At 67.2% G+C, this 24,074-nt stretch carries 17 protein-coding genes; 10 read left to right on the forward strand and 7 right to left on the reverse strand.

Annotated features, from left to right (window positions below; translation table 11 throughout):
• Positions 1–453 carry a universal stress protein gene (locus ACQPW1_RS16880; protein ID WP_433663641.1) on the forward strand — a complete coding sequence of 151 codons (453 nt, stop codon included), beginning with the start codon at positions 1–3 and terminating at the stop codon, positions 451–453.
• Between the two features lie 136 nt (positions 454–589).
• On the opposite strand, the gene ACQPW1_RS16885 is transcribed toward ACQPW1_RS16880, so the two are convergent.
• Together ACQPW1_RS16885 and ACQPW1_RS16890 are read right to left on the reverse strand one after the other, a co-directional pair.
• Entirely contained in the window at positions 590–2,830 is a 2,241-nt protein-coding gene (locus ACQPW1_RS16885; RefSeq protein WP_433665264.1) for a HelD family protein, read from the reverse strand.
• Positions 2,831–3,245: 415 nt separating this feature from the next.
• The gene (locus ACQPW1_RS16890) at positions 3,246–4,592 is read right to left on the reverse strand and encodes a diguanylate cyclase domain-containing protein (protein WP_433663642.1); all 1,347 of its coding nucleotides are present in this window, start codon (positions 4,590–4,592) and stop codon (positions 3,246–3,248) included.
• 211 nt (positions 4,593–4,803) lie between these two features.
• Here ACQPW1_RS16890 and ACQPW1_RS16895 point away from each other — a divergent pair, with 211 nt between their 5' ends.
• Entirely contained in the window at positions 4,804–5,994 is a 1,191-nt protein-coding gene (locus ACQPW1_RS16895) for a beta-ketoacyl synthase N-terminal-like domain-containing protein (RefSeq protein WP_433663643.1), read from the forward strand.
• Between the two features lie 8 nt (positions 5,995–6,002).
• On the opposite strand, the gene ACQPW1_RS16900 is transcribed toward ACQPW1_RS16895, so the two are convergent.
• A complete protein-coding gene (locus ACQPW1_RS16900; protein WP_433663644.1) occupies positions 6,003–7,724 on the reverse strand; it encodes a sensor histidine kinase in 1,722 nt (573 codons plus the stop codon).
• 144 nt (positions 7,725–7,868) lie between these two features.
• Here ACQPW1_RS16900 and ACQPW1_RS16905 point away from each other — a divergent pair, with 144 nt between their 5' ends.
• Complete coding sequence (locus ACQPW1_RS16905; RefSeq protein ID WP_433663645.1) at positions 7,869–8,642, forward strand: sigma 54 modulation/S30EA ribosomal C-terminal domain-containing protein; 774 nt, start codon at positions 7,869–7,871, stop codon at positions 8,640–8,642.
• 9 nt (positions 8,643–8,651) lie between these two features.
• Here ACQPW1_RS16905 and ACQPW1_RS16910 read toward each other — a convergent pair whose 3' ends face one another.
• Both ACQPW1_RS16910 and ACQPW1_RS16915 read right to left on the reverse strand, forming a co-directional pair.
• The gene (locus tag ACQPW1_RS16910; protein WP_433663646.1) at positions 8,652–9,851 is read right to left on the reverse strand and encodes a sensor histidine kinase; all 1,200 of its coding nucleotides are present in this window, start codon (positions 9,849–9,851) and stop codon (positions 8,652–8,654) included.
• Positions 9,852–9,859: 8 nt separating this feature from the next.
• On the reverse strand, positions 9,860–10,495 hold the full coding sequence (locus ACQPW1_RS16915; protein WP_040733746.1) for a response regulator: 636 nt from the start codon (positions 10,493–10,495) through the stop codon (positions 9,860–9,862).
• Between the two features lie 327 nt (positions 10,496–10,822).
• Between ACQPW1_RS16915 and ACQPW1_RS16920 the strand changes: the two genes are divergently transcribed.
• The 5 genes from ACQPW1_RS16920 to ACQPW1_RS16940 all read left to right on the forward strand — a co-directional run bounded on the left by ACQPW1_RS16920 (position 10,823) and on the right by ACQPW1_RS16940 (position 19,516).
• Positions 10,823–11,872, forward strand: coding sequence for a glycosyltransferase (locus ACQPW1_RS16920; RefSeq protein ID WP_433663647.1), 1,050 nt, complete (start codon positions 10,823–10,825; stop codon positions 11,870–11,872).
• Positions 11,873–11,900: 28 nt separating this feature from the next.
• Positions 11,901–14,003 (forward strand): amylo-alpha-1,6-glucosidase, encoded by a 2,103-nt coding sequence (locus ACQPW1_RS16925; RefSeq protein WP_433663648.1) that lies wholly within the window; start codon positions 11,901–11,903, stop codon positions 14,001–14,003.
• Between the two features lie 168 nt (positions 14,004–14,171).
• The gene (uvrA, locus tag ACQPW1_RS16930; RefSeq protein WP_433663649.1) at positions 14,172–17,210 is read left to right on the forward strand and encodes an excinuclease ABC subunit UvrA; all 3,039 of its coding nucleotides are present in this window, start codon (positions 14,172–14,174) and stop codon (positions 17,208–17,210) included.
• Between the two features lie 1,008 nt (positions 17,211–18,218).
• Complete coding sequence (locus ACQPW1_RS16935; protein ID WP_433663650.1) at positions 18,219–18,788, forward strand: hypothetical protein; 570 nt, start codon at positions 18,219–18,221, stop codon at positions 18,786–18,788.
• Between the two features lie 326 nt (positions 18,789–19,114).
• Positions 19,115–19,516: a hypothetical protein gene (locus ACQPW1_RS16940; RefSeq protein WP_433663651.1), complete on the forward strand. Its 402-nt coding sequence runs from the start codon at positions 19,115–19,117 to the stop codon at positions 19,514–19,516.
• Positions 19,517–19,537: 21 nt separating this feature from the next.
• Here ACQPW1_RS16940 and ACQPW1_RS16945 read toward each other — a convergent pair whose 3' ends face one another.
• The gene (locus tag ACQPW1_RS16945) at positions 19,538–20,071 is read right to left on the reverse strand and encodes a ferredoxin (protein WP_433663652.1); all 534 of its coding nucleotides are present in this window, start codon (positions 20,069–20,071) and stop codon (positions 19,538–19,540) included.
• Between the two features lie 214 nt (positions 20,072–20,285).
• Between ACQPW1_RS16945 and ACQPW1_RS16950 the strand changes: the two genes are divergently transcribed.
• Entirely contained in the window at positions 20,286–20,696 is a 411-nt protein-coding gene (locus ACQPW1_RS16950; RefSeq protein ID WP_433663653.1) for a helix-turn-helix domain-containing protein, read from the forward strand.
• A complete protein-coding gene (locus tag ACQPW1_RS16955) occupies positions 20,693–21,586 on the forward strand; it encodes an alpha/beta fold hydrolase (protein WP_433663654.1) in 894 nt (297 codons plus the stop codon). Before ACQPW1_RS16950 ends, ACQPW1_RS16955 begins: the two co-directional genes overlap by 4 nt.
• Positions 21,587–22,490: 904 nt before the next feature.
• Here the strand turns inward: ACQPW1_RS16955 and ACQPW1_RS16960 are convergent.
• Positions 22,491–24,035, reverse strand: coding sequence for an FAD-dependent monooxygenase (locus tag ACQPW1_RS16960; protein WP_433663655.1), 1,545 nt, complete (start codon positions 24,033–24,035; stop codon positions 22,491–22,493).
• Positions 24,036–24,074: the final 39 nt, after the last annotated feature.

Below are 24,074 nucleotides of genomic sequence, written 5' to 3' on the forward strand. Positions count from 1 at the left end.
ATGACCGCCTACCGAACCATTGTTGTCGGTACTGATGGCTCGGACTCGTCGTACGTCGCCGTCGAGAAGGCCGCCGCGCTGGCTGGAGTGTCCGCCGCGACCCTGGTCATCGCGTGTGCTTACTACCCGACCGACGATCGCGACGTGGCCGCCGCCGCGGATGTGCTCAAGGACGAGGCCTACCAGGTGCGCGGGTCCGCCCCCACCAACGAGATCCTGCGCACCGCGCGGGACAAGGCCGCCGCCGCGGGCGCGACGGACATCGTCGAGCGCGCCGTGGTCGGCGAGCCCGTCGAGTCGCTGCTCACGCTGATCAAGGAAGTGGAAGCCGACCTGCTCGTCGTCGGTAACCGCGGCCTCAACACCCTGACGGGTCGCCTGCTCGGCTCCGTGCCGTCCGACGTCGCCCGCAAGTCCCGCTCGGACGTGCTGATCGTCCACACGGTGCGGTAGCTCCCCCGACCGAAGGCCCCCTTCGGTACGGCAGACCGACCAAAGGTGCCCTTCAGCCGAGTAAGAGTCTCGACCGAAGGGCGCCTTTGGTCTGTATGGACGACTGAAGGGGGCCTTCGGTCGGGGGCGGGGGGAGTCAGGCCAGGGCGCTCAGCACCTCGGGGAGGTCCTCGCTGTGGATTACACCGAGCCGCTGCGTCGCGCGGGTCAGCGCCACGTACAGGTCGTTGAGCCCGCGCGGTGATTCGTCCAGGATCGCTTGCGGCTCCACCAGATACACCGCGTCGAACTCCAGACCCTTCACGTCGTGCACGGTCAGCACCCGCACCGACTCATCCGCAAGTTCGGACAGCTCCTCGATCAGCGGGTGCGGCGCGATTACGGCGGTCGTGCCGGGGCCGGTCTCCTCGGCGACCAGCTTCGCGACCTGGTCGCGCACCTCGTTCGCGGCCACCCGGTACCCGCGCGGCGGGTTGCCGCTGTCGCGCACCGAGCGTGGCGCGGTCGCTTCGGGGTCGATCGCGGCCAGCACGTCCGCGGCCACGTCCATGATCTCGGCCGGGGTCCGGTAGTTCACGGTCAGCTCGGTGAGCTTCCACCGTTTGGCCACATACGGTTCCAGCACCCGCTGCCACGACGACGCGCCCGCTGGATCACCGGTCTGCGCGACATCGCCGACCACGGTGATCCAGCGATTCGGGATGCGCCGCATCACCATTCGCCAGGCCATCTCCGACAGCTCCTGCGCCTCGTCCACGATGACGTGCCCGTAGGTCCAGGTGCGGTCGCCCGCGGCGCGCTCGGCGGTGGTCTGCCTGGCGCGCACGTCCTGGCGTTCGGCGAGCTGGCTCGCGTCGATCAGGTCGTAGGCCATCAGGATTTCCGGGTCGAGCTCGTCTTCGAGATCCTGTGGCGCCGAACCGGTCAGGATGTCCAGCGCGTCCTGCGCCTCGGCGAGCTGGGCCCGCCAGCGGCGCCGGGAGCGTTCGCGTTCCTCGGTGTCGTCCACGCCGAGCAGCTCGGCCAGCTCGTCGAGCAGCGGTGCGTCGGCGGCGCTGAACTCGCCGTTGTCCGGTCGCACCAGTTCGGCCCGATCCTCGGCGGACAGCGTGCTTGCCGCGCGGTCGAGTCGCTTCGGGTCGGCGAGCAGATCGGCGAGCACGTCCTGCGGGGACAGCAGCGGCCACAGCTTGCCGATGGCCTGCTGGATCTCCGGGTCGGCCCGCATCTCGTCCCGGATCTCGGCAATGTCGGTGCGGCTGAGCAGGCTCGGGCCGCCGGACAGGTCGGCACCCATGGTCTCGGCGAGCTGCTCGGTGAGCGCGTCGATCACGGCGCTCGTGAAGATCGGCTTGGCCAGATTGTGCGGGCGCCGCGACGAACGGGCTCGGCCGCGAGCCCGGGTGGCGATCTTGCGATCCAGGGTCACCTGGTAGCCGTCGAAGCTGAGCCGGACCGGTTCGGACGGCACCTCCTGCCGGTCGCGCGTCGCCTGCTTGAGCACCTCCAGGATGTCCAGCGAGCCCTTGATCTCGCCCGCCCGCAACGAGTCCTCACGGGTCGCCTTCACGCCCGGATAGAGGTCGCCGATGGTGGACAGCAGCACACCGGTCTCACCGAGCGAGGGGAGCACCTGGCCGATGTAGTCCAGGAAGGTGGCGTTCGGCCCGATGATCAGCACGCCGCTCTTGGCCAGCTGCTGACGGTAGGTGTAGAGCAGGTAGGCGGCACGGTGCAGCGCGACGGCCGTCTTGCCGGTGCCCGGCCCGCCCTGCACCACCAGCACGCTCTTGTGCTCCGAGCGGATGATCGCGTCCTGCTCGTGCTGGATGGTCTCGACGATGTCGTTCATGTGGCCGGTGCGGGCGGCGTTGAGCGCGGCGAGTAGCGCGCTTTCGGCGCCGACCCCGGCGTCGCCGTCGGCCGCGCCTGCCTGTCGTGCGGCATCGAGATCGAGGTATTCGTCGTTGATCGCGGTGACATTGCGGTTGCGCGAGCGGATGTGCCTGCGCCGGGTCACGCCGTCCGGTGCCGCGGTGGTGGCCAGGTAGAACGGGCGGGCCAGCGGGGCGCGCCAATCCAGCAGCAGGGTCTCGTAATCGTCCTTCTCGTCGAGGATGCCGAGCCTGCCGATGTAGCGGTATTCGTCGGCCAGATCGATCCGGCCGAAACACAGACCGTGTTCTGCCGCATCGTATTTGGCGAGGTCCTCGTTGTAGAGCTGGCTGAACGACTCGCGTTCGCTGCGGGCCTGCGGGGTGCCACCGGATTCCAGTAGCACGGTGCGCAACCGGTTGCGGGCGTAGTCGCGCATCTCGTCGAGCCGGTCGTACAGCACCGACAGGTATTTCTGTTCCTGTTCGGTCTCGCGGGTCAGCTCGGGCGCGCCGTCGTGAGCGAGCGCAGCGAGTGAGCCATCGGCACCGCGTCCTTCAGGAACGGCGGAGCCGAGCGCCAGCTCGGCACCGCCGTGAGTGGCACGGTCCTGAGTGAGGTCGGGCAAACTGAACTCCTTCACCGCGATGAGCCGAGCGAACGGTACACACGCATGGCAATACGCACGCGAACGTTCGGAAAACAAGGTTGTCGAGTCTACTGCGATTGCGGCGTGGTCGCCGTATCCGCAGGTGTACCCGGTGTCGCGTCGTCCACGAGCCGCCGTTGTGCGCGACGGTTACTGGTGTTGCGTGTTCGACCACCGGGAACGGGTCATAGAAGTGATCCAACAGTTCCGACCACCGCGGGTATTCCGGCGACTCGCGGAAATCTTCGAGAACCATGGATCGGACCCGTCAGGAAGCGTGGGTGCTGTTCGGCCTGCGCCCCAAGCTGGCCGCGCCTTCGCGATGCCCGGACGGCTTGGCTCGGTACATCGCCAGGTCCGCATCGTGCAGCACGGCCTCGGGGGTGCGGCGGTCGCCGACGGTGAGCGGGGTGACGCCGATCGAGGCGTTCACCTCGATCCGGTGCCCGCGCGCGATGATCGGCTCGGCCATCGTCGAGCGCAGCCGGGCCACCAGCGCGTCGATGTCCACCCGTCGGGTGCCACCGGAGAGCAGTACCAGGAATTCGTCGCCGCCGAGCCTGCCGACGATGTCGTCGCCGCGCAGCGCGCGCTGCAACCGCTGCGCGACGATCTGCAGCACCGTGTCGCCGATGGCGTGCCCGAGCGTGTCGTTGATCGCCTTGAACCCGTCCAGGTCGATGAAGAGCACCGTGGACACCGGCAGGTTCTCGCTGGTGGCCAGCGCGCCGGCCAGTTGGGACAGGATCAGTGAACGATTCGCCAGCCCGGTCAGCGAGTCGTGCGTGGCCTGGTACTCCAATTGCCGCCTGCTGGCCCGGAATTCGGTGATGTCGGCGAACGAGGAGACCGCGGACGAGCGCCGATCGCCGGGATTGAGCAGGCGGCTGCTGCCCGACAGCCAGCGTCGCTGCCCTTCGGCCCGGTCGACGCCGAAGACGTAGCCGGTGATGGTCTCGCCGGTGGCCAGGGTGCGGGCGATCGGGTGGCGGGTCGGGGCCAGCGGCTGCGCGTTCGCGTCGAGCAGGGTCAACGGCAGCGACTGGATGGTTTTGCCGACGAGCGCGTCGTCGGATTCATCGCTGCCGAAGATGCGCATGGCCGCCGGGTTGGCGGACTCGATGCGGCCGTCCGGATCGATCACCACCACGCCCTCCTCCAACTGCGAGACGACCGTGGTGAAGTGCTGCTCGGCCAAGTGCTGCGCGGCCTCGGCGTGTCGCTGGGCGGTGAGGTCGTGGATGACGACCTGGTAGGCGAGGTGGTCGTGCCAGGCGGTGAGCACCGACACGGTCGCCACCGGCACCGGAACGCCGTCCAGCCGGATCAGCAGCATCTCGGTCGGATTGGACGCGGCGCCCTTGGTGGTGAGGTGGCTGATCCGCTCCAGCATCCCCGGAACCGAGCTGGGATGGACGAACTGGGTGAGTGGTTTGCCGATCACCTCGTCGGCGCTCTCGGCGGCCAGCAAACGCACAGTGGCGGGGTTGGCGTAGACGAGGACGCCGCGCTCGTGCACGCAGATGCCATCGGGGGAGTGCTCGACCAGCGACCGGTAGCGCTCAGCTAGCTGCTCGGCAGCGTCGACCGCGGCGGCCACTTTGTCCTCACCCACTCGAACCCCCGATCGTCGACCCGATTATGGCCATTGGAACATGGGATTATTCTGGTATCGGCGTGCACAACATCACAGCGTCGACGCTATTGCTTCGATCACAGTTCGGGCACTTAATCGGGCACTGTCTGGTGATCATTACAGAACCTGTTCTCCAGGAATTATCTGGTCGACCGCAGCTAGGCTGCGGAAGCGGTGAAGGAGCGATGCGATGCCGGGTGGTACCCCGAGCAACCGACAACAGCATCAAGATCATATGACGCTGGCCGGAATCGGTGCCGTCACCGCGTACGGCTGGGGTCGCGAGGCACTGTGGGACGGACTGCTCAGCGGGAAGTCGGCGGCCTCGGTGCAGTCGGGCTACGGACCCGGTCGCGACGAGGATGCCTGGGTGGCGCTGGTGCCCGACGGCGGCGATCCCGCGGTCAGCCCGAGCCGATACGGCCGGGCCATGCATGAGTCGGCCAGGGAAGCGATCACCGACGCGCTGGCACGCGGCTGGCAACCGGGCCGCACGGTCGGTCTGCTGCACGCGATCGTGCTCGGCGACGTGGCCAACTGGCGCGACTTCTATCTCGTCGATCACGGCCATCGCCGGTCCCGCGACTACCTGCCGCTGATCCCGTCCACCCCCATCTCGGTACTGATGCAGGAGTTCGGCTTCCACGGCCCGGCCATGAACGTGTCCGCGACGTGCAGCTCGGCCAACGCGGCGCTGATCACCGCGCAACTCTGGCTGGACGCGGGCATCGCCGACGACGTGGTGTGCGTCGCCACCGACATGTCCGGCACCCCGGACATGGTCGAACACTTCGCGGGCATCGGCGCCGCGGTGACCGATACCGAACCGTTGGACGGCTGCCGGCCGTTCCAGGAGGGCAGCCGCGGCTTCTGCTTTGGCGAGGCGTCGGTGGCCGTCGTGCTGAGCCGCACGGTGCGGCAGCCGTACGCCGCGGTGCTCGGCGGCGGCATGAGCAACGACGCCTATCACGTGGTGTCGGTTGATCCCAGCCACGAGCGGATCTTCGAGTGCGCCCGGCGCGCCCTGGACAACGCCGGGGTGTCCGCCGCGGACGTGCGCTATCTCAACGCGCACGGCTCCGGCACCCGGCAATGCGACATGGCGGAACAGGATCTGCTGGCAGGCATGTTCGGCGACCAGCCGCACGTCTATGCGCTCAAGCAGATGGCGGGTCACTGCCAGGGCGCGTCCGCCGGTGTCGAGGTGGCCGCGGCCGCGCTGGGCTACGAGCGCGGCATCATGCCCGCCGCGCCGATCGTCGCGTCGCCGCATCCGCGCCTGCTGGACGGGCCGCAGCCGTTCGAGGGGGGCATCACCGCGAAGTTGTCGCTGGGCATGGGCGGCAACAACTCCATGGTGCTGCTGGGGCCGGTCGACTGAATCCGCTCTCACGGCAGCGGCACCGACCAGCACAGCCGGGTACCCGGCATCGCGTCGCCGTCTTCCGTCGTGTTCCCGGCCGTGCCGATGATGAACTGTCCGTCCGCCTTCTCCGCGCGCTGCTCCAGATTCCGTAGTCCGCTGCGCACCACGTGATTCGGGATGCCCCAGCCGTTGTCGGTCACCACAATGGTCAGATCGTCGTCGACGCTGATCTCCACCGCGACAGTATCCGCCCCCGAGTGCCGGACCGCATTGCTGACCGCTTCGCGCACTACGGCTTCCGCGTGATCGGCCAGCTCGGCCTCCAGGACCGACAGCGGGCCGGCCACCGAAAACGTCGACCGCACTGTGGTTTCGGCGGTCTGCTGGCGGATCGCGTGCTCGATCCGCTGCTGCAGCGGGTTGCCGTGGCCGCCGTGCAGGTCGAAGATCGAGGTGCGGATCTCCTGCACGACCTCCTGCAGATCGTTGACCACGGTCGAAAGGCGTTGTCGCACTTCGGGAACAGTAGCCCTGGCGACCGCGCCCTGCAGCGTTATGCCGACCGCGAACAGGCGCTGGATGACGTGGTCGTGCAGGTCGCGCGCGATCCGATCGCGATCGGCCAGGATGTCCATGTCGCGCATCCGCTGCTGCGCGTCGGCCAGTTGCATGGCCAGCGCCGCCTGGTCGGTGAACGCGGCGGTCAGCTCGACCAGTTCGTCGGAGTACGGTGCCGCGCCGACCGGGCGCACCGTGGTCAGCACGCCCAGTGTGGTGTCGGGGGTGCACAGCGGCAGGATCAGCAGCGGTCCGGCGTCGGGCAGTGCGAGGCCGAGGCTGACCGTGCCCGCGTCGTCGAAGCGCAGCGGGGTGCGGCGGGTGAACGCCTCGCCGAGCGCGGTGCCCTCGGTGTGCAGGGTCTTGCCCTCGTATCCCGCACCGGGACCGCACCATTGGGTGACGGAGAGCTCGGTGGCATCGCCGGTGTCGTCGGGCCCCGCCAGGAACGACTGGTGCGAGCCGGTCAACGTGCGCGCATGCTCGACCACGTGCGCGAGCACGCTGGCGGACTGGTTGCCCGCCAGCAGTTCGGTGGCGATGTCCCTGGTCGCCGCGATCCATGCCTGCCTCGTGCGCGCCGATTCGTAGAGCCTGGCGTTGTCCACCGCGATGCCCGCCGCGGCCGCGAGCGCCTGCACCAGCACGTCGTCATCGTCGGTGAACGGCTGCCCGCCCGCCTTCTCGGTCAGGTAGAGGCTGCCGAACACCTCGCCGCGGATCCGCACCGGCACCCCGAGGAAGGTGTGCATCGGCGGGTGATGTGGTGGAAGGCCAACGGAGGCAGGGTGATTGGTAAGCTCGTCGAGTCGCAGCGGTTTCGACTGGTGGAACACCACGCCGAGCACGCCGTGCCCTTCGGGCAATCGTCCGATGGCACTGCGGGTTTCGTCGTCGAACCCCTCATCGATGAACTGCACCACCTGCTGATCGTGGCCGCGCACGGCGAGCGCGCCGTAGCGGGCGTCGACCAGGCTGATCGCGGTGCGCACGATGGTGCGCAGGGTCTCGTCCAGGTCCAGGCCGGAGGTGACGGCCAGCATCGCCTCGACCAAACCGTCCATTCGGTCGCGCGAATCGAGAATGAGCTCGACCCGCTCCTTGACCTCGCTGAGCAACTCACGCAACCGCAGTTGCGACAGGGTATCGCGCACGGAATAGGGGTCGTTGCCGCGATCGTCGCTCATATCGGCTTCCCCTTGTGGTGGGCGCGCGAACTGCGCCTTGTCCCAGTCTAGTTCGACCTTCGGGGACTTTCGGCCCTGTTCGCCACGGCACTGCGATGGTGACATGGGGCTACGGGATCGAATATCGAAGGCAGGGCGTGTCACATGAAGTCGTCGGGGCTGTTGCATATGTCGTCACCACAACACTGGCTGACCGCAAGTGATCTCGATCTAGCAGTGACCACGTTCGGCGCGGTACCGGACGTGGACGTGACACGAGCCGTCCGGGCGATCGGCCGGGTGCTGCGCCGCCACCACCTCGACGCAGCGACCAGGGTGCGCGTGACCGCGCCCGCCGACGCCGGCGAGGCGACCGTGGTGCAGGCCAACATTCGCTGCCGCGACATCGCCACCCGCGTGCAGGTCACCGGGCCCGGCGGGTTCGCGGTAACCTTCGCCGCCGAACGGCTGGACCGGCAGTTGGCCCGACTGGCGACCACCCAGTCCCGTGACTGGCCCGATCCGGCCCGCCCGCCGCTGGCCGAGGTCACCGCGCCGCGCCCGATCGTGCGCCGCAAGCAATGCGAACTGCTCACCGGCACCCCCGCCGAGGCAACCGCGGTGATGGACGCGATGGACTACGACGCGTACCTGTTCACCGACGGCGAGTCCGGCACGGAGGCCGTGGTGGCCTGGAGCGATCCGCTCGGCGTCCGCCTGTTCCGCCAGAATGTGGCGGTGAGCAGCCCGCCGACGGTGAATCTGCTGCCGCTGACAGTGGATTCGGAACCCGCACCCGTCCTCGACGAGGACCGGGCCGCGCACGTGCTGTGCCATCACGGGCTGCCGTTCCTGTTCTTCACCGACCCGGCCGACGGTCGCGGCCGCCTGCTGTACCGCCGCTACGACGGAGATCTCAGCCTCATCGAACCGGCCTAGCCGAAGAACTCAACTCAGCGGGACCGACCAGAGCACCCGGGTCCCACCGGTCGCGGCGTGCTCGATGCTGCACCGGCCCTCCGATTCGGCCGCCCGCTGCGCGAGATTGGCCAGGCCGCTGGCGATTACGTCGTCCGGCACGCCGGATCCGTTGTCCTGCACCAGGATCGTCAACTCGTCGGCGACGGTGATCTCGATCGTCACCGCGTCGCCGCCGGAGTGCCGCACCGCATTGCTGACCGATTCGCGCACAACGGCTTCCGCGTGATCGGCCAGCGCGGGCCCGACCACCGACAGCGGCCCGTCGACGCGCAGTCGCGCCCGGATCGGGGTCGCCGCGGTCTGCTGCCGCACCGCGTCTTCCAGGCGGCGTCGCAGCGAGGTGCCCGCGCCGCCGTGCAGATCGAAGATCGTCGTGCGGATCTCGTGCACGATCTCCTGCAGCCGGTCGATCTCGTCCGAAAGTCGTTGCTGGACTTGCGGATCGTCGACCCGCGCGGCCACGCCCTGCAGGCCGAGGCCGACCGCGAAGACCCGCTGGATGACGTGGTCGTGCAGGTCGCGCGCGATCCGGTCGCGATCGGCGAGCACGTCCAGCTCGCGCGCCCGGCGCTGCGCCTCGGCCAGCTGCATGGCCAGCGCGGCCTGATCGGTGAACGCCGCGGCGAGCCTGCCGAGTTCGTCGGAGTACGGCTCGGAGTCGGGCGCGCGTACGACGATCAGCACGCCGAGCACCACCCCGGCGGTCTGCAACGGCAGGATCAGCGTGGGTCCGGCCGCGTCGACCGGAGCCCCGATATCGATGCCTCGCGCGTCGGCCAGCTGCACGGACGAGCGCTCCGCGAAGGCCTTGCCCGCGGCGGTGTCGGTGAGCCGTACGGTGTGCCCCTCGACCGGCGCGGCCGTCCGGGACCATTGCGCCACAACGAGTTCCGTGGCCTCCTCGGGCGGAATGCCCGGCTCGACCACCGCGAGGATCGCCTGCTCCGATCTGGTCAACGTGCGCGCGTGCTCGACCACCTGCGCGAGCACCCGATCCGGTTCGGTGCCCGCCAGGAACTCGGTGGCGATATCCCGGTTCGCCTCGATCCACGCCTGCCGGGTGCGTGCCCACTCGACCAGCCTGGCGTTGTCCACGGCGATCCTGGTCGCGGTGTCCACGATGGTGCGCAACGTGTCGAACACGGAGTGCGGCACGGCGTCGGTCATGTCGTGGGTCAGCGCTCGCCGAGTTTGCTGGCCAGCACCGCCGCCTGGGTGCGTCGCTCCATGCCGAGCTTGGCAAGCAGCCTCGACACGTAGTTCTTCACCGTCTTCTCCGCCAGGAACATTCGCGCCGCGATCTGCCGGTTGGTCAGTCCCTCACCGAGCAGGGCGAGCAGCCTGCGCTCCTGCTCGGTGAGCCCGGCCAGCGGCCCGTCGTCGTCGGGAGCGCCGTCGCGCAGCCGCGCCCGCAACGCGGCCGCCGCCCGGTTGTCCAGCAGCGAACGGCCCGCGCCGACCGCCTTGATCGCGGCGGCCAGTTCCATGCCCTTGATGTTCTTCACGACGTATCCGCTGGCTCCGGCCAGGATCGCGTCGAGCATCGCCTGCTCGTCGGTATACGAGGTGAGAATCAGGCAGCGCAACCCCTCGACCTCGGCGAGCAGGTCGCGGCACAGTTCGATGCCGTTGCCGTCGGGCAGCCGGACATCGAGCACCGCGACATCGGGGCGTAGCACCGGAATTCGGGCCATCGCCTGCGCGACATCGCCTGCCTCGCCGATCACCGTCAGCTCGGGATCACCCTCCAGCAGATCGATCAGACCGCGCCGGACGATTTCGTGATCGTCGACCAGAAATACCTCGAGCACGTCGGCCTCCCCGTCGTCGTCAACCGGACGAAAGCAGCCCCCGAAAGCCACGAGTAGATAACGACGTTCCGGGTAAGCTTGCAATGAAGTCAACCAGAGGGGCCGTGGGCAGCGGAGCCATAAGGCTCATATGTGCGTGGGAACTCGAGCGATGACATATTCAGCGACACTAGATTTCAGCGCGATCTTCGGATCGCCGCGTGCCTGTCCGTCCTGCGGATCGGACCTCTTCGATGAACTACCCGATGTCCTGACGCGCTGCGGCGGCTGCGGCGCGCACTGGGGCCCCGCCGAGAAAGGGCGTGGCGTCGAAGGACGCAGGCTCCCATGAGAATCGGGCAGATAGTCCCGCCATGGGTCCCGGTACCACCGCCCGCCTACGGCGGCACCGAAGCGGTGGTCGGCAATCTCTCGGTCGGCCTCGACCAGCTCGGCCACGACGTGCACCTGTTCACGGTGGGCGACTCCACCTGCCCGGTGCGCCGATACTCGCTGTACGAGCATCCGACCACGCAGATCGGCGTCGGTGAGGCCGAGCTGATGCACGTGCTCGCGGCCTACGAGACGCTCGCCGACGTCGACATCATTCACGACCACACCTCGCTAGGCCCGTTCGTCGGCGCCATTCAGAACGGACCACCGGTCGTGGTCACCAACCACGGACCTTTCTCGGAAATGCGCCAGGAACTGTTCCGTTCGATGGCGCGCCACGCCAGCATCGTCGCGATCTCCGAGGCGCAACGGCAGATGGCGGGCAGCGTGCCGATCGCCGAGGTGATCCATCACGGCATCGACCTCGACGCCCACCGATACGGCCCGGGCGGCGGCGGTTACGTGGTTTTCGTCGGCCGGATGAACGAAACGAAGGGCGTGCACCGCGCGGTGCAGATCGCCCGGCTCGCCCGGCGCAAGCTGATCATGATCACCAAGATGCGCGAACCAGAGGAGCGCCGCTACTACACTGAGCGGGTGCGTCCACTGATGGGCCCCGACGATCCCGAGCCGCGTGAGGAACCGACCGCGCGCCGGGTCGAACTGGTGCGCCACGCCGACGCGTTGATCAATCCGATCGAATGGCCCGAACCGTTCGGCCTGGTGATGGCCGAGGCATTGGCTTGCGGCACACCGGTTCTCGCGTTCCCCAACGGCGCGGCACCGGAGATCGTGGAGCACGGCAAGACCGGATTCCTCTGCCGCGACGTCGACGAGATGGTGGACGCGCTCGATCAGGTGCACACCCTCGATCGCCGGGACTGCCGCGCGGCCGCCGAGCAGCGGTTCGGCAGGCTGCGCATGGCGCGCGATCACGAGCGGCTGTATCGCCGTATCCTGGCGGATCGGACGACCCGGGTCATGGTGCCCACCACGGTGGCGTGAGTTTGCCGAGCGCCCCCGGGGCACCGTCGTGACACATCCGTGGGGCGACGGCTCGGACACGGAAGCGCCGACGGCGATCAACGCCGGGGTCACGCTCGTCGAGGGCTCGACCTTCTGCATCAGTGAGGTCAGCGGCGCGATCAGCCCGAATCGCCCGGCGGGCTTGTTCGTTCGCGACACCAGGGTGCTGTCGCACTGGCGACTGACCGTCGACGGCATCGAGCCGGAGCCGCTGACCGTGCGCTACGACGAGCCCTACAGCGTGACGCTGCTGGCCCGCACCGCGCCGCGGGCGGGCACCGCCGACAGCACCGCGCTGGTGATCATCGGGCGGCACGTCGGTGACGGTATGCGCGAGGATCTGGTGGTGCGCAACCTGTCCGGCGCACCCTTCGAATGTGCGATCCGGCTGGAAGTCGACGCCGATTTCGCCGACCTCTTCGAGATCAAGGAGGGGCGCACCGGCCACGAGCCCGAGCTCACCGCGGCGCGTGCGATGGACGGCGCCATCGAGATCAGCCGTGCGGAACTGGGTGTCGCGGTGACCGTCAGCGGCACCGGAGCCAGCGCTTCGGATCGCGAATTATGCTGGGAGGTAACACTTCCCGGTCGCGGGGAATGGTCCGCATGTATCGAGTACCTGCCCGCGCTCGACGCCGAGCCCGCACCACCGCGTTACCCGTGCGGCACACCGGTCAACCGCAGCACGCCCGCCCAACGACTGCGCGAGTGGTACGCGAACTCACCGACCGTGCAGACCGAGGACGAAACCCTTGCAGCGGTGCTGCAACGCACACTCACCGATCTCGGTGCGTTGCGCATCTTCGACCCCGACCACCCGGAGCGCGCGGTGGTCGCCGCGGGCGCGCCGTGGTTCATGGCGCTGTTCGGCCGGGACTCGCTGCTCACCTCCTGGATGGTGTTGCCGCTGGACCGTCGGCTGGCCGTCGGCACGCTGCAAAGCTTGGCCGACCTACAGGGCACGAAAGTGCACGCGGCGACCGAAGAACAGCCGGGCCGGATCCCGCACGAGGTGCGATTCGGGCGGGCGGCGACCCTACTGCTCGGCGGTGGCACCGCCTATTACGGCACCGCCGACGCCACCCCGCTCTTCGTGATGCTGCTCGGTGAGTTGTATCGCTGGGGACTGGACGCGCGAATTCGCGACGAACTGCTGCCGCACGCGGATCGCGCGCTGGGTTGGATCGAACGCTACGGCGACCTGGACGGCGACGGGTTCGTCGAATACCAATGCGCCGCCGAGCACGGGCTGGCCAATCAGGGCTGGAAGGACTCCTGGGACGGGGTGAACTTCGCCGACGGCACGCTGCCCGAGGCGCCGATCGCGTTGGCCGAGGTGCAGGGCTACGTCTACGCGGCGTATCTCGCGCGGGCCACGCTCGCCGCGGGCACCGGCGACCACTCGGCCGCGGAACGCTGGCGTACCAAGGCCGCCCAGCTGAAAACCGCGTTCAACGAGGCGTTCTGGCTGCCCGATCGTGGCTGGTTCGCGATCGGCCTGGATCGGAACAAGCGCCCGATCGACGCGCTCACCTCCAATATCGGGCACTGCCTGTGGACCGGCATCATCGACGAGGACAAGGCCGAGCGCGTCGCCGATCATCTGCTCTCGCCGGAGATGTTCAGCGGCTGGGGGATCCGCACGCTGGCCACCTCGATGGGCGCCTACAACCCGGTCAGCTATCACAACGGCTCGGTCTGGCCACACGACAACGCGATCTGCGCCGCGGGCCTGATGCGCTACGGCTTCACCGACCACGCGAACACCGTGGTCTCCGCCGTGCTCGACGCCTCCACCCGCTTCGGCTACCGGCTGCCCGAGCTCTTCTGCGGTTTCGACCGTGCCGAATTCGACATCCCCGTGCCCTATCCGACGTCCTGCTCGCCGCAGGCCTGGGCCGCTGCCGCGCCGCTGCTGTTTTTGCGTACGCTGTTGAGACTGGAACCGAGTGTTCCGGAGGGGGTGCTGTCGGTCGCGCCGGTGGTCCCCGCTCGCTACCTGCCGCTGCGAGTCGGCGGGTTGCGCGTCGGCTCGGACGTGCTGTCGGTCACCGTCGACCCGGAGGGCTGGCAAGTCCGCGGTTTGTCCGGTGACCTGCGGCGGACCTAGCGTCGACCGCTGGCCGAACGCACCGCAATATCGCCGATGCGAGCGCTGTTGTAGCTGGTACGCCCCGGACGAGCGAAACTTGTCGGTGGGTGTGTTTAGCATGACGGCCGGATACGTCTGGACCCGTTTATCGGTTCACCCGAACACGATCGAGAAGGGACTCACCTGGTGGCGGAACGCCTCACTGTGCGCGGAGCTCGGGAACACAACCTGAAGGGGGTCGACCTCGACCTGCCCCGCGACAGTCTCATCGTGTTCACCGGATTGTCCGGCTCCGGCAAGTCGAGCCTGGCGTTCGACACGATCTTCGCCGAGGGACAGCGGCGATACGTGGAGTCGCTGTCGGCGTACGCGCGGCAGTTCCTCGGGCAGATGGACAAGCCCGACGTCGATTTCATCGAGGGCCTCTCGCCCGCGGTGTCGATCGACCAGAAGTCGACCAACCGCAACCCGCGGTCGACCGTCGGCACCATCACCGAGGTGTACGACTACCTGCGCCTGCTCTACGCGCGGGCGGGCACCCCGCACTGTCCGGTGTGTGGCGAGCTGATCCAGAAGCAGACGCCGCAGCAGATCGTCGACCAGGTGCTCGACATGGAAGAGGGCCTCAAGTTCCAGGTGCTCGCGCCGGTGGTGCGCACCCGGAAGGGCGAATTCGTCGACCTCTTCGATCAATTGAACACCCAGGGCTACTCCCGGGTCCGGGTCGACGGCGTGGTGTATCCGCTGACCGATCCGCCGAAGCTGAAGAAGCAGGAGAAGCACGACGTCGAGGTGGTCGTCGACCGCCTGTCCGTCAAGACCAACTCGAAACAGCGCCTTACCGATTCGATCGAGACCGCGCTGCGGTTGGCCGACGGCATCGTGGTGCTGGACTTCGTCGACCGCGACGAGAACGCACACGATCGGGAGCGCCGCTTCTCCGAACGGCTGGCCTGCCCGAACGGGCACCCGCTCGACATCGAAGACCTGGAACCCCGGTCCTTCTCGTTCAACTCGCCCTACGGCGCCTGCCCGGACTGCTCCGGTCTCGGCATCCGCAAGGAAGTCGACCCGGACCTGGTGGTGCCCGATCCGGCACTCAGCCTGAACGACGGTGCCATCGCGCCGTGGTCGCGCGGGCAGACCGCGGAGTACTTCACCCGACTGCTGTCCGGGCTCGCCGAGGCCGTCGGCTTCTCGATGAAGACGCCGTGGGAAGACCTGCCGCTCAAGGCGCGCAAGGCCGTGCTCGAGGGCAGCTCCGATCAGGTGCACGTCTCCTACACCAACCGGTACGGCCGGAAGCGTTCGTACTACGCCGATTTCGAGGGCGTGATGCCGTTCCTGCAGCGGCGCATGGAGAGCACCGAGTCCGAGCAGATGAAGGAGCACTACGACGGATACATGCGCGACGTGCCGTGCCCCGTCTGCAACGGTGCCCGGCTGCGCCCGGAGATCCTCGCGGTCACCATCAACGCGGGCGGCGACAACAAGTCCATCGCCGAGGTCAGCGACCTGTCCATCGGGGAGTGCTCCAAGTTCCTGAACTCACTGACGCTGGGGGAGCGCGAGGCCGCGATCGCGGGGCAGGTGCTCAAGGAGGTGCAGGCCCGGCTCGGCTTCCTGCTCGACGTCGGCCTGGAATACCTGTCGCTCTCGCGGGCGGCGGCGACGCTGTCCGGCGGTGAGGCGCAGCGCATCCGGCTCGCGACGCAGATCGGTTCCGGGTTGGTCGGCGTCTTGTATGTGCTCGACGAACCGTCCATCGGTCTGCATCAGCGGGACAACCGGCGGCTCATCGAAACCCTCACCCGGCTGCGCAATCTCGGCAACACGCTGATCGTCGTCGAACACGACGAGGACACCATCCGCGCCTCGGACTGGGTGGTGGACATCGGCCCGCTGGCCGGCGAGCACGGCGGTCGGGTGGTGCACAGCGGTCCGTACCAGGAGCTGCTCACCGAACCCGAATCACTCACCGGCGCTTACCTTTCCGGCCGTGAGCGGATCGAGTTGCCGTTGGTGCGGCGGCCGATCAACAAGAAGCGTCTGCTCACCGTGGTCGGCGCGACCGAACACAACCTGCGCGGCATCGACGTCGACTTCCCACTCGGTGTGCTCACCGCGGTCACCGGCGTCTCCGGTTCCGGCAAGTCGACGCTGGTCAACGACATCCTCGCGACGGTGTTGGCGAACAAGCTCAACGGTGCGCGACAGGTGCCCGGTAGGCACACCCGGATCAAGGGGCTCGACGACCTGGACAAGCTGGTCCAGGTGGATCAGTCGCCGATCGGCCGCACCCCGCGCTCCAACCCGGCCACCTACACCGGTGTGTTCGACAAGATCCGCACGTTGTTCGCGTCGACCACCGAGGCGAAGGTGCGCGGCTACCAGCCGGGCCGATTCTCGTTCAACGTCAAGGGCGGTCGCTGCGAGGCGTGCTCCGGCGACGGCACGCTGAAGATCGAGATGAACTTCCTGCCGGACGTGTACGTCCCGTGCGAGGTCTGCCACGGTGCCCGCTACAACCGGGAAACCCTCGAGGTGCACTACAAGGGCAAGACCATCGCCGAGGTCCTCGACATGTCCATCGAGGAGGGCGCCGAGTTCTTCCAGCCGATCAGCTCGATCCACCGCTACCTCGAGACCCTCGTCGACGTCGGCCTCGGCTACGTCCGCCTCGGCCAGAGCGCCCCCACCCTGTCCGGCGGCGAAGCCCAGCGCGTCAAACTGTCCGCCGAACTCCAGAAGCGCTCCACCGGCCGCACCGTCTACATCCTCGACGAACCCACCACCGGCCTGCACTTCGAAGACATCCGCAAGCTCCTCAAGGTCATCAACGGCCTCGTCGACAAGGGCAACACGGTCATCGTCATCGAACACAACCTCGACGTCATCAAGACCTCCGACTGGGTCATCGACATGGGCCCCGAAGGTGGCTCTGGCGGCGGCATGGTCGTCGCCGAAGGAACCCCGGAAGACATTGCCGCCGTAGCCGAAAGCTATACCGGACAGTTCCTCCGGGATGCGCTGGAACAGGCGGGCGCAGCGAAGGCTACTGCGAAGAAGGCGCCTGCGAAGAAGGCGTCGGCCGCCAAGGTTCCAGCCAAGAAGGCTGCCGCGAAGAAGGCCACCAAGGCGGCCGCCGATAAGCCGACCGAGGCGCAAGCGGCGGCGAAAACCGCCACCAAGCGCTTGGCCCGAAAGGCCGCCGCCCTGCGCTGATCACGCAGCGAATTGCCTTGCGATCGACGATCAATCGCGCCCCGGCACACAGTCGGGGCGCGATTGTCGTTCATGATCAATGGCACATGGTGGAGGGGGTTACTCGGCCGATGCCACAGCCATGTGCCGTTGATCATGAAACTCCCACCAGACCAACACCTTTACCCCCTGAAAGACGCTCGAGAACAGCACCACAGCCAGTCCTCCCCTCGAAAACCGCCACCTCCTATCACCAAGCTGCGATAGAGAAGGTCGGGAACCCCACCTCACGTGCCCAGCACTAATCCGGGTATCCCACGAATCGTCGAAAACCCTGGGGCAGCACACCATCGGAGTTCTCTCGGCACGCAATACCGGATCAGTGCACCTAGAGACCTTTGGAAAAGTGCACATACTAGATATGCACTTCGAAGAACTCCTCGCGAGACCAGTGCGGAGAGCTGAAGACCTACCCAGGTTTCCCGTGAGTAGTGCTGGGCACGTCAGGTGGGGTACCCGGCTTTAGTTATCAGTCAGGTGCGCTACGTGGGAGTTCCAGCGTGGTCATCTGGCTGCGGTTGCGTCACAAGCGCTTTGGATGGGAGTCGGGTGGGCAGGGAATTGGTTGAATTGTTTTGTACCCGGTAATTCCTTTCAGTGGGCGGGAATTGGGGAAGGCTGGGCTGCACCTTTGTTGTCCCCAGTTGATCTCGTCCGCTGGAGCAATTCCGTGTGATTCCATGTGCAAGTATGAATCTCATTCGTAGAGCCACGGCTCGCCGCTTCGTCACGGTCGTAATCGCAATATTGGCAGCGGGTTTCGCCGTCATACCTAGTTCGCTCGCGGAGCCACCGACCAGCCCGGCACCCCCGGACTCGACCAGCCCATCCATGGCGCCGAGAACGCAACCGATACCCCTTCAACCGGACCAGCAGTCCCGGGTGTATTTCAAGATTCCCGCCGCCAACGAAATGATCCGGCTGCAGACACATTTCACCGTTCCGCCGAAGCCGCCAAGGGTCGGAACAATGTTTCTGTGGCCCGGCCTCGAACCTCGCGAAGGCGGCCGAAACTACTACCCGATCGGCCTCGGCGTCCTACAGCCCGTGCTCACCTGGGGCGACGCCTGCGCCCCCGTCCAGCAGCCCCCCACCTACTCCACCTGGTGGATTTCCGGCCAGTACGTCAACGTCTACTCCCGAGACCCCCGCTACGCCGACTGCCACTCAGGCCGGGCAATGTCCTTGAAGGTCGGTGAGGTCCTCGACATAGACATAGCCCTGGACCAGGCCACCGGCGTGTGGACGCAAACCATTGCCGGACAATCAGGTTCGGTGCGTTACTCCATCAACATGCGCAAGCAGGCTCAGAACATGGCCCTCTTCGCGATCGAACCCTGGGACAACGCGACGATCCCCAACCGCCTGGTCTTCTCCGACACCACAATCACCTTCCAGGACGAAGCCAGGCAAAGCTGCCTCACCCCGGAACTCACCTACACCGGAACCGGCGGCACCATCACCCAGCCCACCACCACGGACGGCAGGCGCTGCCACATCGACACCGTCACCGTGAACACCCCCCGAAGCGCGGCATAACCCCTGCCGACCGTTCGAAGATTGGGTAGTCATGATCAACGGGACATAGTGGCGGCATCGGCCGAGAGCGGCCCGCCATGTCCCGTTGATCATGAATTGTAGACAGACGCCGGAAGTTACGACACAAGCCGACGGTGGGTGAGTGAGCTCGGTCCCTGGTGGCGCAACATGAATGGACTACCGCCGAGATGATGACGATCGATGTCGAGGGTCGCGGGATCGCCGCGGTCGATGTGGACGAGCAGGGGGCTGGGTACGCGGCGGTGCAGGTGCATACTGCGACTGTGACTTCGGCGTCTCGAGTCGGTGTGGGGCGCGGTGTTCGGGTGTTGGTCGAGGTGCAGCGTCGGTTTGGTGGGGTTGCGCCGCGGGCGCTGCTCGGGGCCGAATTCGTTGTGGGAGAAGGGCAGACGACGCTTGTCGAAGTGGGGGTTTCGGGGTTCGAGATGCTCGACGGTGATGATCAGCCGCAGTGCCGGAGTCGCCTGTGGAAGCGTCCGTTCACTGTGGGACTGCCCGTCGATCTTGCGGACGCGGTGGTGCAGGGGCTGGCAATCGAATCTGGTGCCGCGCTGCCGCCCGGTGTGTTGCGCGTCGACCGGGCCGGGTTCGACATGGTGAATTCTGCGAGCCCGGTTTTCAACCAGGCCGCGTCACTGCTGCGCATCGCTTTGGCGGCGAAACTGCACGATGCCGACCCTGAGCCGCTGCTCCGGGCCGCCATGTAGAACTGGTAGTTACGCGGAGCCTCAGTTGTGGTGGCCTAGGTCTGGCAGGGTTTCCTGCGGCAGGGCGGGGCGGTGGTTGTCCAGCCAGAATCCGTAGTCCTGCAGGTAGGTTTCGAGGCCGGTGTTCAGGTAGTGGCGGTAGGTGCGGAGGCCTTGGGCGGCTTCGCGTTCGGCTCCGTTGTTGCTGGATGACCAGGTGCGGTGAGCTTTGTCGATCCACTCGGTGAGGCGGGCGCGGTCGGCCCACCAGGTGCGGATCAGTTCCAGGTTCCAGTGGTTGTCGCCGTCGCAGGCGTAACCGCGGAAGGGGTCGGTCCACGCCGCGGACAACACCGACTGCACCTGGGATGCGTTCTGTGGTTGACGGAATACCACCTCGCTGCCGAAGTCGTCTTGGTAAACGATGTGGTCCGGCGCGACCGAGCGGCCCGCCCAGCAGTTGTCGGTCTCGGCGCCGTAGATCGGACCTGGCACGTTGCGCCAATCCCGGTTCTCCCAGGTGCCGCGGAGGTAGTCATCCGGGGGACCGAGCAGTCTGCCGTCATCGAAGCCCACGTTCGTCAGCGTTGCCGAGGTTCGGACAGTTGGCAGTGGATCCCAGTACACGGCCTTACCGTAGCGGCCCAGGCGGCACTGCTGGTCGGAGCAGTCCCGGGTACGCGGGGTTCTCAGGTACGTGAGCTGGTGTCGCTCAGGTTCTTTAAACTACCCTATTGCGATGTTTTATAGGGAAGTTTAGAGTCGTTTAGTGACTGATCGCCTGTATTCAGTGGAGCAGGTCGCCGAACGGCTCGGCCTGCATGTCCGCACGATCCGTAATTACGTGCGGGATGGGCGGCTCAACGCTGTCCGGATCGGTAAGCAGTACCGGATCGCGCACGAGGATCTGGAGGCGTTCACCGGACGCCCGGTGCCCGCACCGGTGCGCGAAGCGGTCGGGCGGCGGCGGCACACGGAGGTGTCGAGCATCGTTCAGGTGGAGGCGATCAGTGCCGAGATGGCCGACCGCGTGACCAGCCTGCTGATGGGCGCGGCCAACACCCGCTCGGCGGCGGATGAGCCGCTGCGCGTCGAGACGATGTACGACCCGGAGCGGGCCCGCATGAAGGTCATTGTCCTTGGCGGCCTTGCCGATACGGCTCGGCTGTTCGATTACCTGGAAGGGGTGCTCGCGTCATGAGTGAGCAAGACACTGTGCGTGGGGGAGGTGGCGACCTGACCACGATTTACAAGTCCGAAAGCGGTGCGGCAAAGGTCCGCCGACGGTACGAGGAGCTGCTGGCGGAATGGCCCGTACCCGCTGAACACCTGCGCGTGCCGACTCGGGAAGGGGAGACGTTCGTGGTCGCCTCCGGCCCGAAAGGCGCACCGCCCCTGGTGTTGCTGCACGGTTCGGGCGCGAAGACGTCGATGTGGCGCGGCGAGGTCGCTTCCTGGGCAACGCATTTCCGTGTCTACGCCGTCGACATCATCGGCGAGCCGGGCGCCAGCGCGCCGTCGCGTCCGCCGCTGGACTCCGATCGGATCGCACTGTGGTTCGACGATGTGCTGGAAGGTCTTGGCCTCAGCACCATTTCGGTCGCGGCGGCGTCGCTCGGTGGCTGGGTGGCGCTGGACTACGCCATCCGCAGGTCGGGGCGGATAACGCGGCTCGCGCTGCTGTGCCCCGCCGGTATCGGTGCGCAGAAGTTCGGCTTCCTGCCGAAAGCCTTGTTCCTGCGTCTGTTCGGACATCGCGGCGTGCGGCACACCGCGCGCTTGGTGACCGGCCTCGACATGCCGTTGGCTGCGCCAGTTCTCGATGATGTGGTTCTGACCTTCACGCAATACAAGCCGCGCACCGAGCGACTGCCCGTATTCTCCGGCGATGCGTTGCGCGGACTGACCATGCCGATGCTGGTGATCGTCGGCGCCCGCGACGTCATGCTCGACTCCGCGGCGACCGCCGAGCGCGTCCGCGGGTGCGTCCCGAACGCCACGGTGCACGTACTGCCCGACGTCGGCCACGCGATCCTCGGCCAATCCGACCCGGTGTTGATCTTCCTCCGCGACGGGCAGCCCACCCGCTAGCCGACCAGGCAGCGCTGCGCACGAATCATCATCCGACACAGGGATTCATCGGCGAGCCCTTGCGCGGCAAGATAGTTCGTGCGCAGCAGTTGACCGAGGCCGTCCCGCTGTCATGTGACGGTGCGGCGCTGTGCGCGGTTGTCCGTCTGCGCATGGTTCGTTGGAAACCATTACGCCGGTCAGGAATTCGCGCACGGCAGTCGGCCGACACGGTGGCCATCGCGTAATCGCACGCCGCGCGCGGATTGTCCGGCTGCGCATGAAATGGCTGGCAATTCGTTGCGCGGCGGGCCAATTCGTGCGCGGTTGGTGCACGTGGTGCTCGAGGTCACGCCTGCGATTCTTGGGCACGCTGACAGCGTGCCGCAGTTCTGCACGGTGAGTGAGCCGCTGATGTGGTCCCACGACTGACTTGGTAATCGCTCGCGCCGTGCAGTGCGTGCACGGGTGTCTGGTCGCGGATGGGTTCGCTCGAAACCAGCACGCGGTAAAGCATTCGCGTGCGCGGCAGTCGGTCGAGATAGCGGCCGTCGCGTAATCGCACGCCGCGCGCGGCGTGGCCAGATGCGCGTGAAGTACCTGGTAACCCAGCACGCGGTAAAGCATTCGCGTGCGCGGCAGTCGGTCGACATGGCGGCCGTCGCGTAATCGCACGCCGCGCACGGTTTGCTCAGATGCGCATGAAGCAGCTGGTAACTCAGTGCGCGGCAGGCTAACTCGTGCGCGGGCGGACGGTGGGCGCAGGGTGCGCAGTAAGCCTGCTGGCGTGAGTTGCGCGGCAGGCTTACTCGTGCGCAGACGGATGGTGCAGACGGGTCGATGGATGCGCGGCAGCCCGGCCAGCGCAGCTGCCACTCGCTCGATGGGAGGGTGGCAGCCGCGCTATCGCTATCGGATGGGCGGGTCAGTTCAGCGGTGAGCCGAACCAGCGGGTCAGCGCGTCTCGCAGGCGATCCGAGTCGGCTGGGTCGACTCCGTCGGACGCCCACGCGACGTACCCGTCCGGCCTGATCAGCAGCGCCGCGGCAGGTGCGTCGGCGCTGGTTGCTGGGACGGTGTCGACTCGATCGCGCCAACCTGCCGCGATCTCGGTGTACGTCGCGTCGTCGGCAAGCGTGAGCAGTACCGGCCGCGCCTTGCGCAGCAACTCGGCGACTCGCTTTGTCCCGTCCGAGGTTTCGAGAGTGAGATCGGGGACCATACGCCCGGCGAGCGGGTGCGGGTCGCCAGTTTCGTAGCGAGTGTCGGACCCGGACATCAATCGTGCGATGTACGCGGTGTTCTCCGGCTGCTCCAGCAGTTCGCCGAGCAGCGTGCGCATCGCGGTGACCTCGGGGCCGGGGGCGAAGAGGGCGGTTTGGGCGAGTGAACTCATCATCACGCGAACGCCGACCGGATGGCGTTCTGCGTGATAGGTGTCCAGCAATCCCGCTGGGGCCCAACCGTTTATCGCCGCGGCGAGCTTCCAGCCCAGGTTCGCCGCGTCTTGCAGCCCGAGATTGAGTCCCGGCCCACCCATCCCGGAATGCACGTGCGCGGCATCGCCGACGAGGAACACATTGCCCTCCCGATAACGCTCCGCCTGTCGAGTGTTCTGATTGTCGATGCGGCGCAGCGCATGTGGGCCCGGACCGCGCGGAGCCTCCATCGGCAGGTCGACGCCAAGCACCCGCCGCACGCTCATACGCAGTTCCTCGATGGTCATCGGTGTCCCCTCGGGCACTGGTTCGCCACCGAACTCCACGCTCGCGATGAGTGGCCGACCCGGATCCATCTCGGCGAAAACGAACCCGCCGCGCTCTAGTCGGTTGTGCCCGAACGGAAGTCGCCCGAATCCTGGAATCTCGATACCGCCGTCGCCGGTCCGCAGCTCGTCGGGTAGCCAGACGTGCCCCATTCGCCCGATGCTGTCGGTCGCGGTGTAGCCGGGGAATTCGATGCCGACCTGTTTGCGCACGAAGCTCTTGCCGCCGTCGGCGCCGATCAGATACCGCGCGCCGAGGCGGTAGTCGCCGTCGGGTCCGGCCACGGTGATCTCGACGCCGTCGTCCTGCTGGCGCAGCCCGGTGAGGCGGTGCCCCCATCGAATGTCTACCCCTAACCCGACCGTCCACTTCTCCAGCAGCCGAACGAGTTTCGGCTGCGGAATGCCGAGCAAGGCCATCGGATTGTCGGCCAGCTCGGCGAGCGACAGCGTCAGCCCGCTGAAGAAGTAGGCGGGCAGCGGCTGCGGCGCGCCGGACGCACCGCCGAACTCGTGGTAGAGCCCGCGCATGTCCAGCAGCCGAACCACCTGGCCGACAAGGCCGTTCGCCTTCGGCTGAGTGCTGGGCGCGGGTAGTTCGTCCACCACGATGGCGTGGACCCCGGCCAGTGCGAGTTCGCCGGCGAGCATCAGCCCGTTCGGTCCGGCACCGGAAATGACTACGTCGACAGAGTTTTCAGGCACGGCGAATACACCTCTTGTTCGATGGTGGGTTTTGGTGCG

Source organism: Nocardia sp. CA-128927, from assembly GCF_050955855.1.
Taxonomy (GTDB): domain Bacteria; phylum Actinomycetota; class Actinomycetes; order Mycobacteriales; family Mycobacteriaceae; genus Nocardia.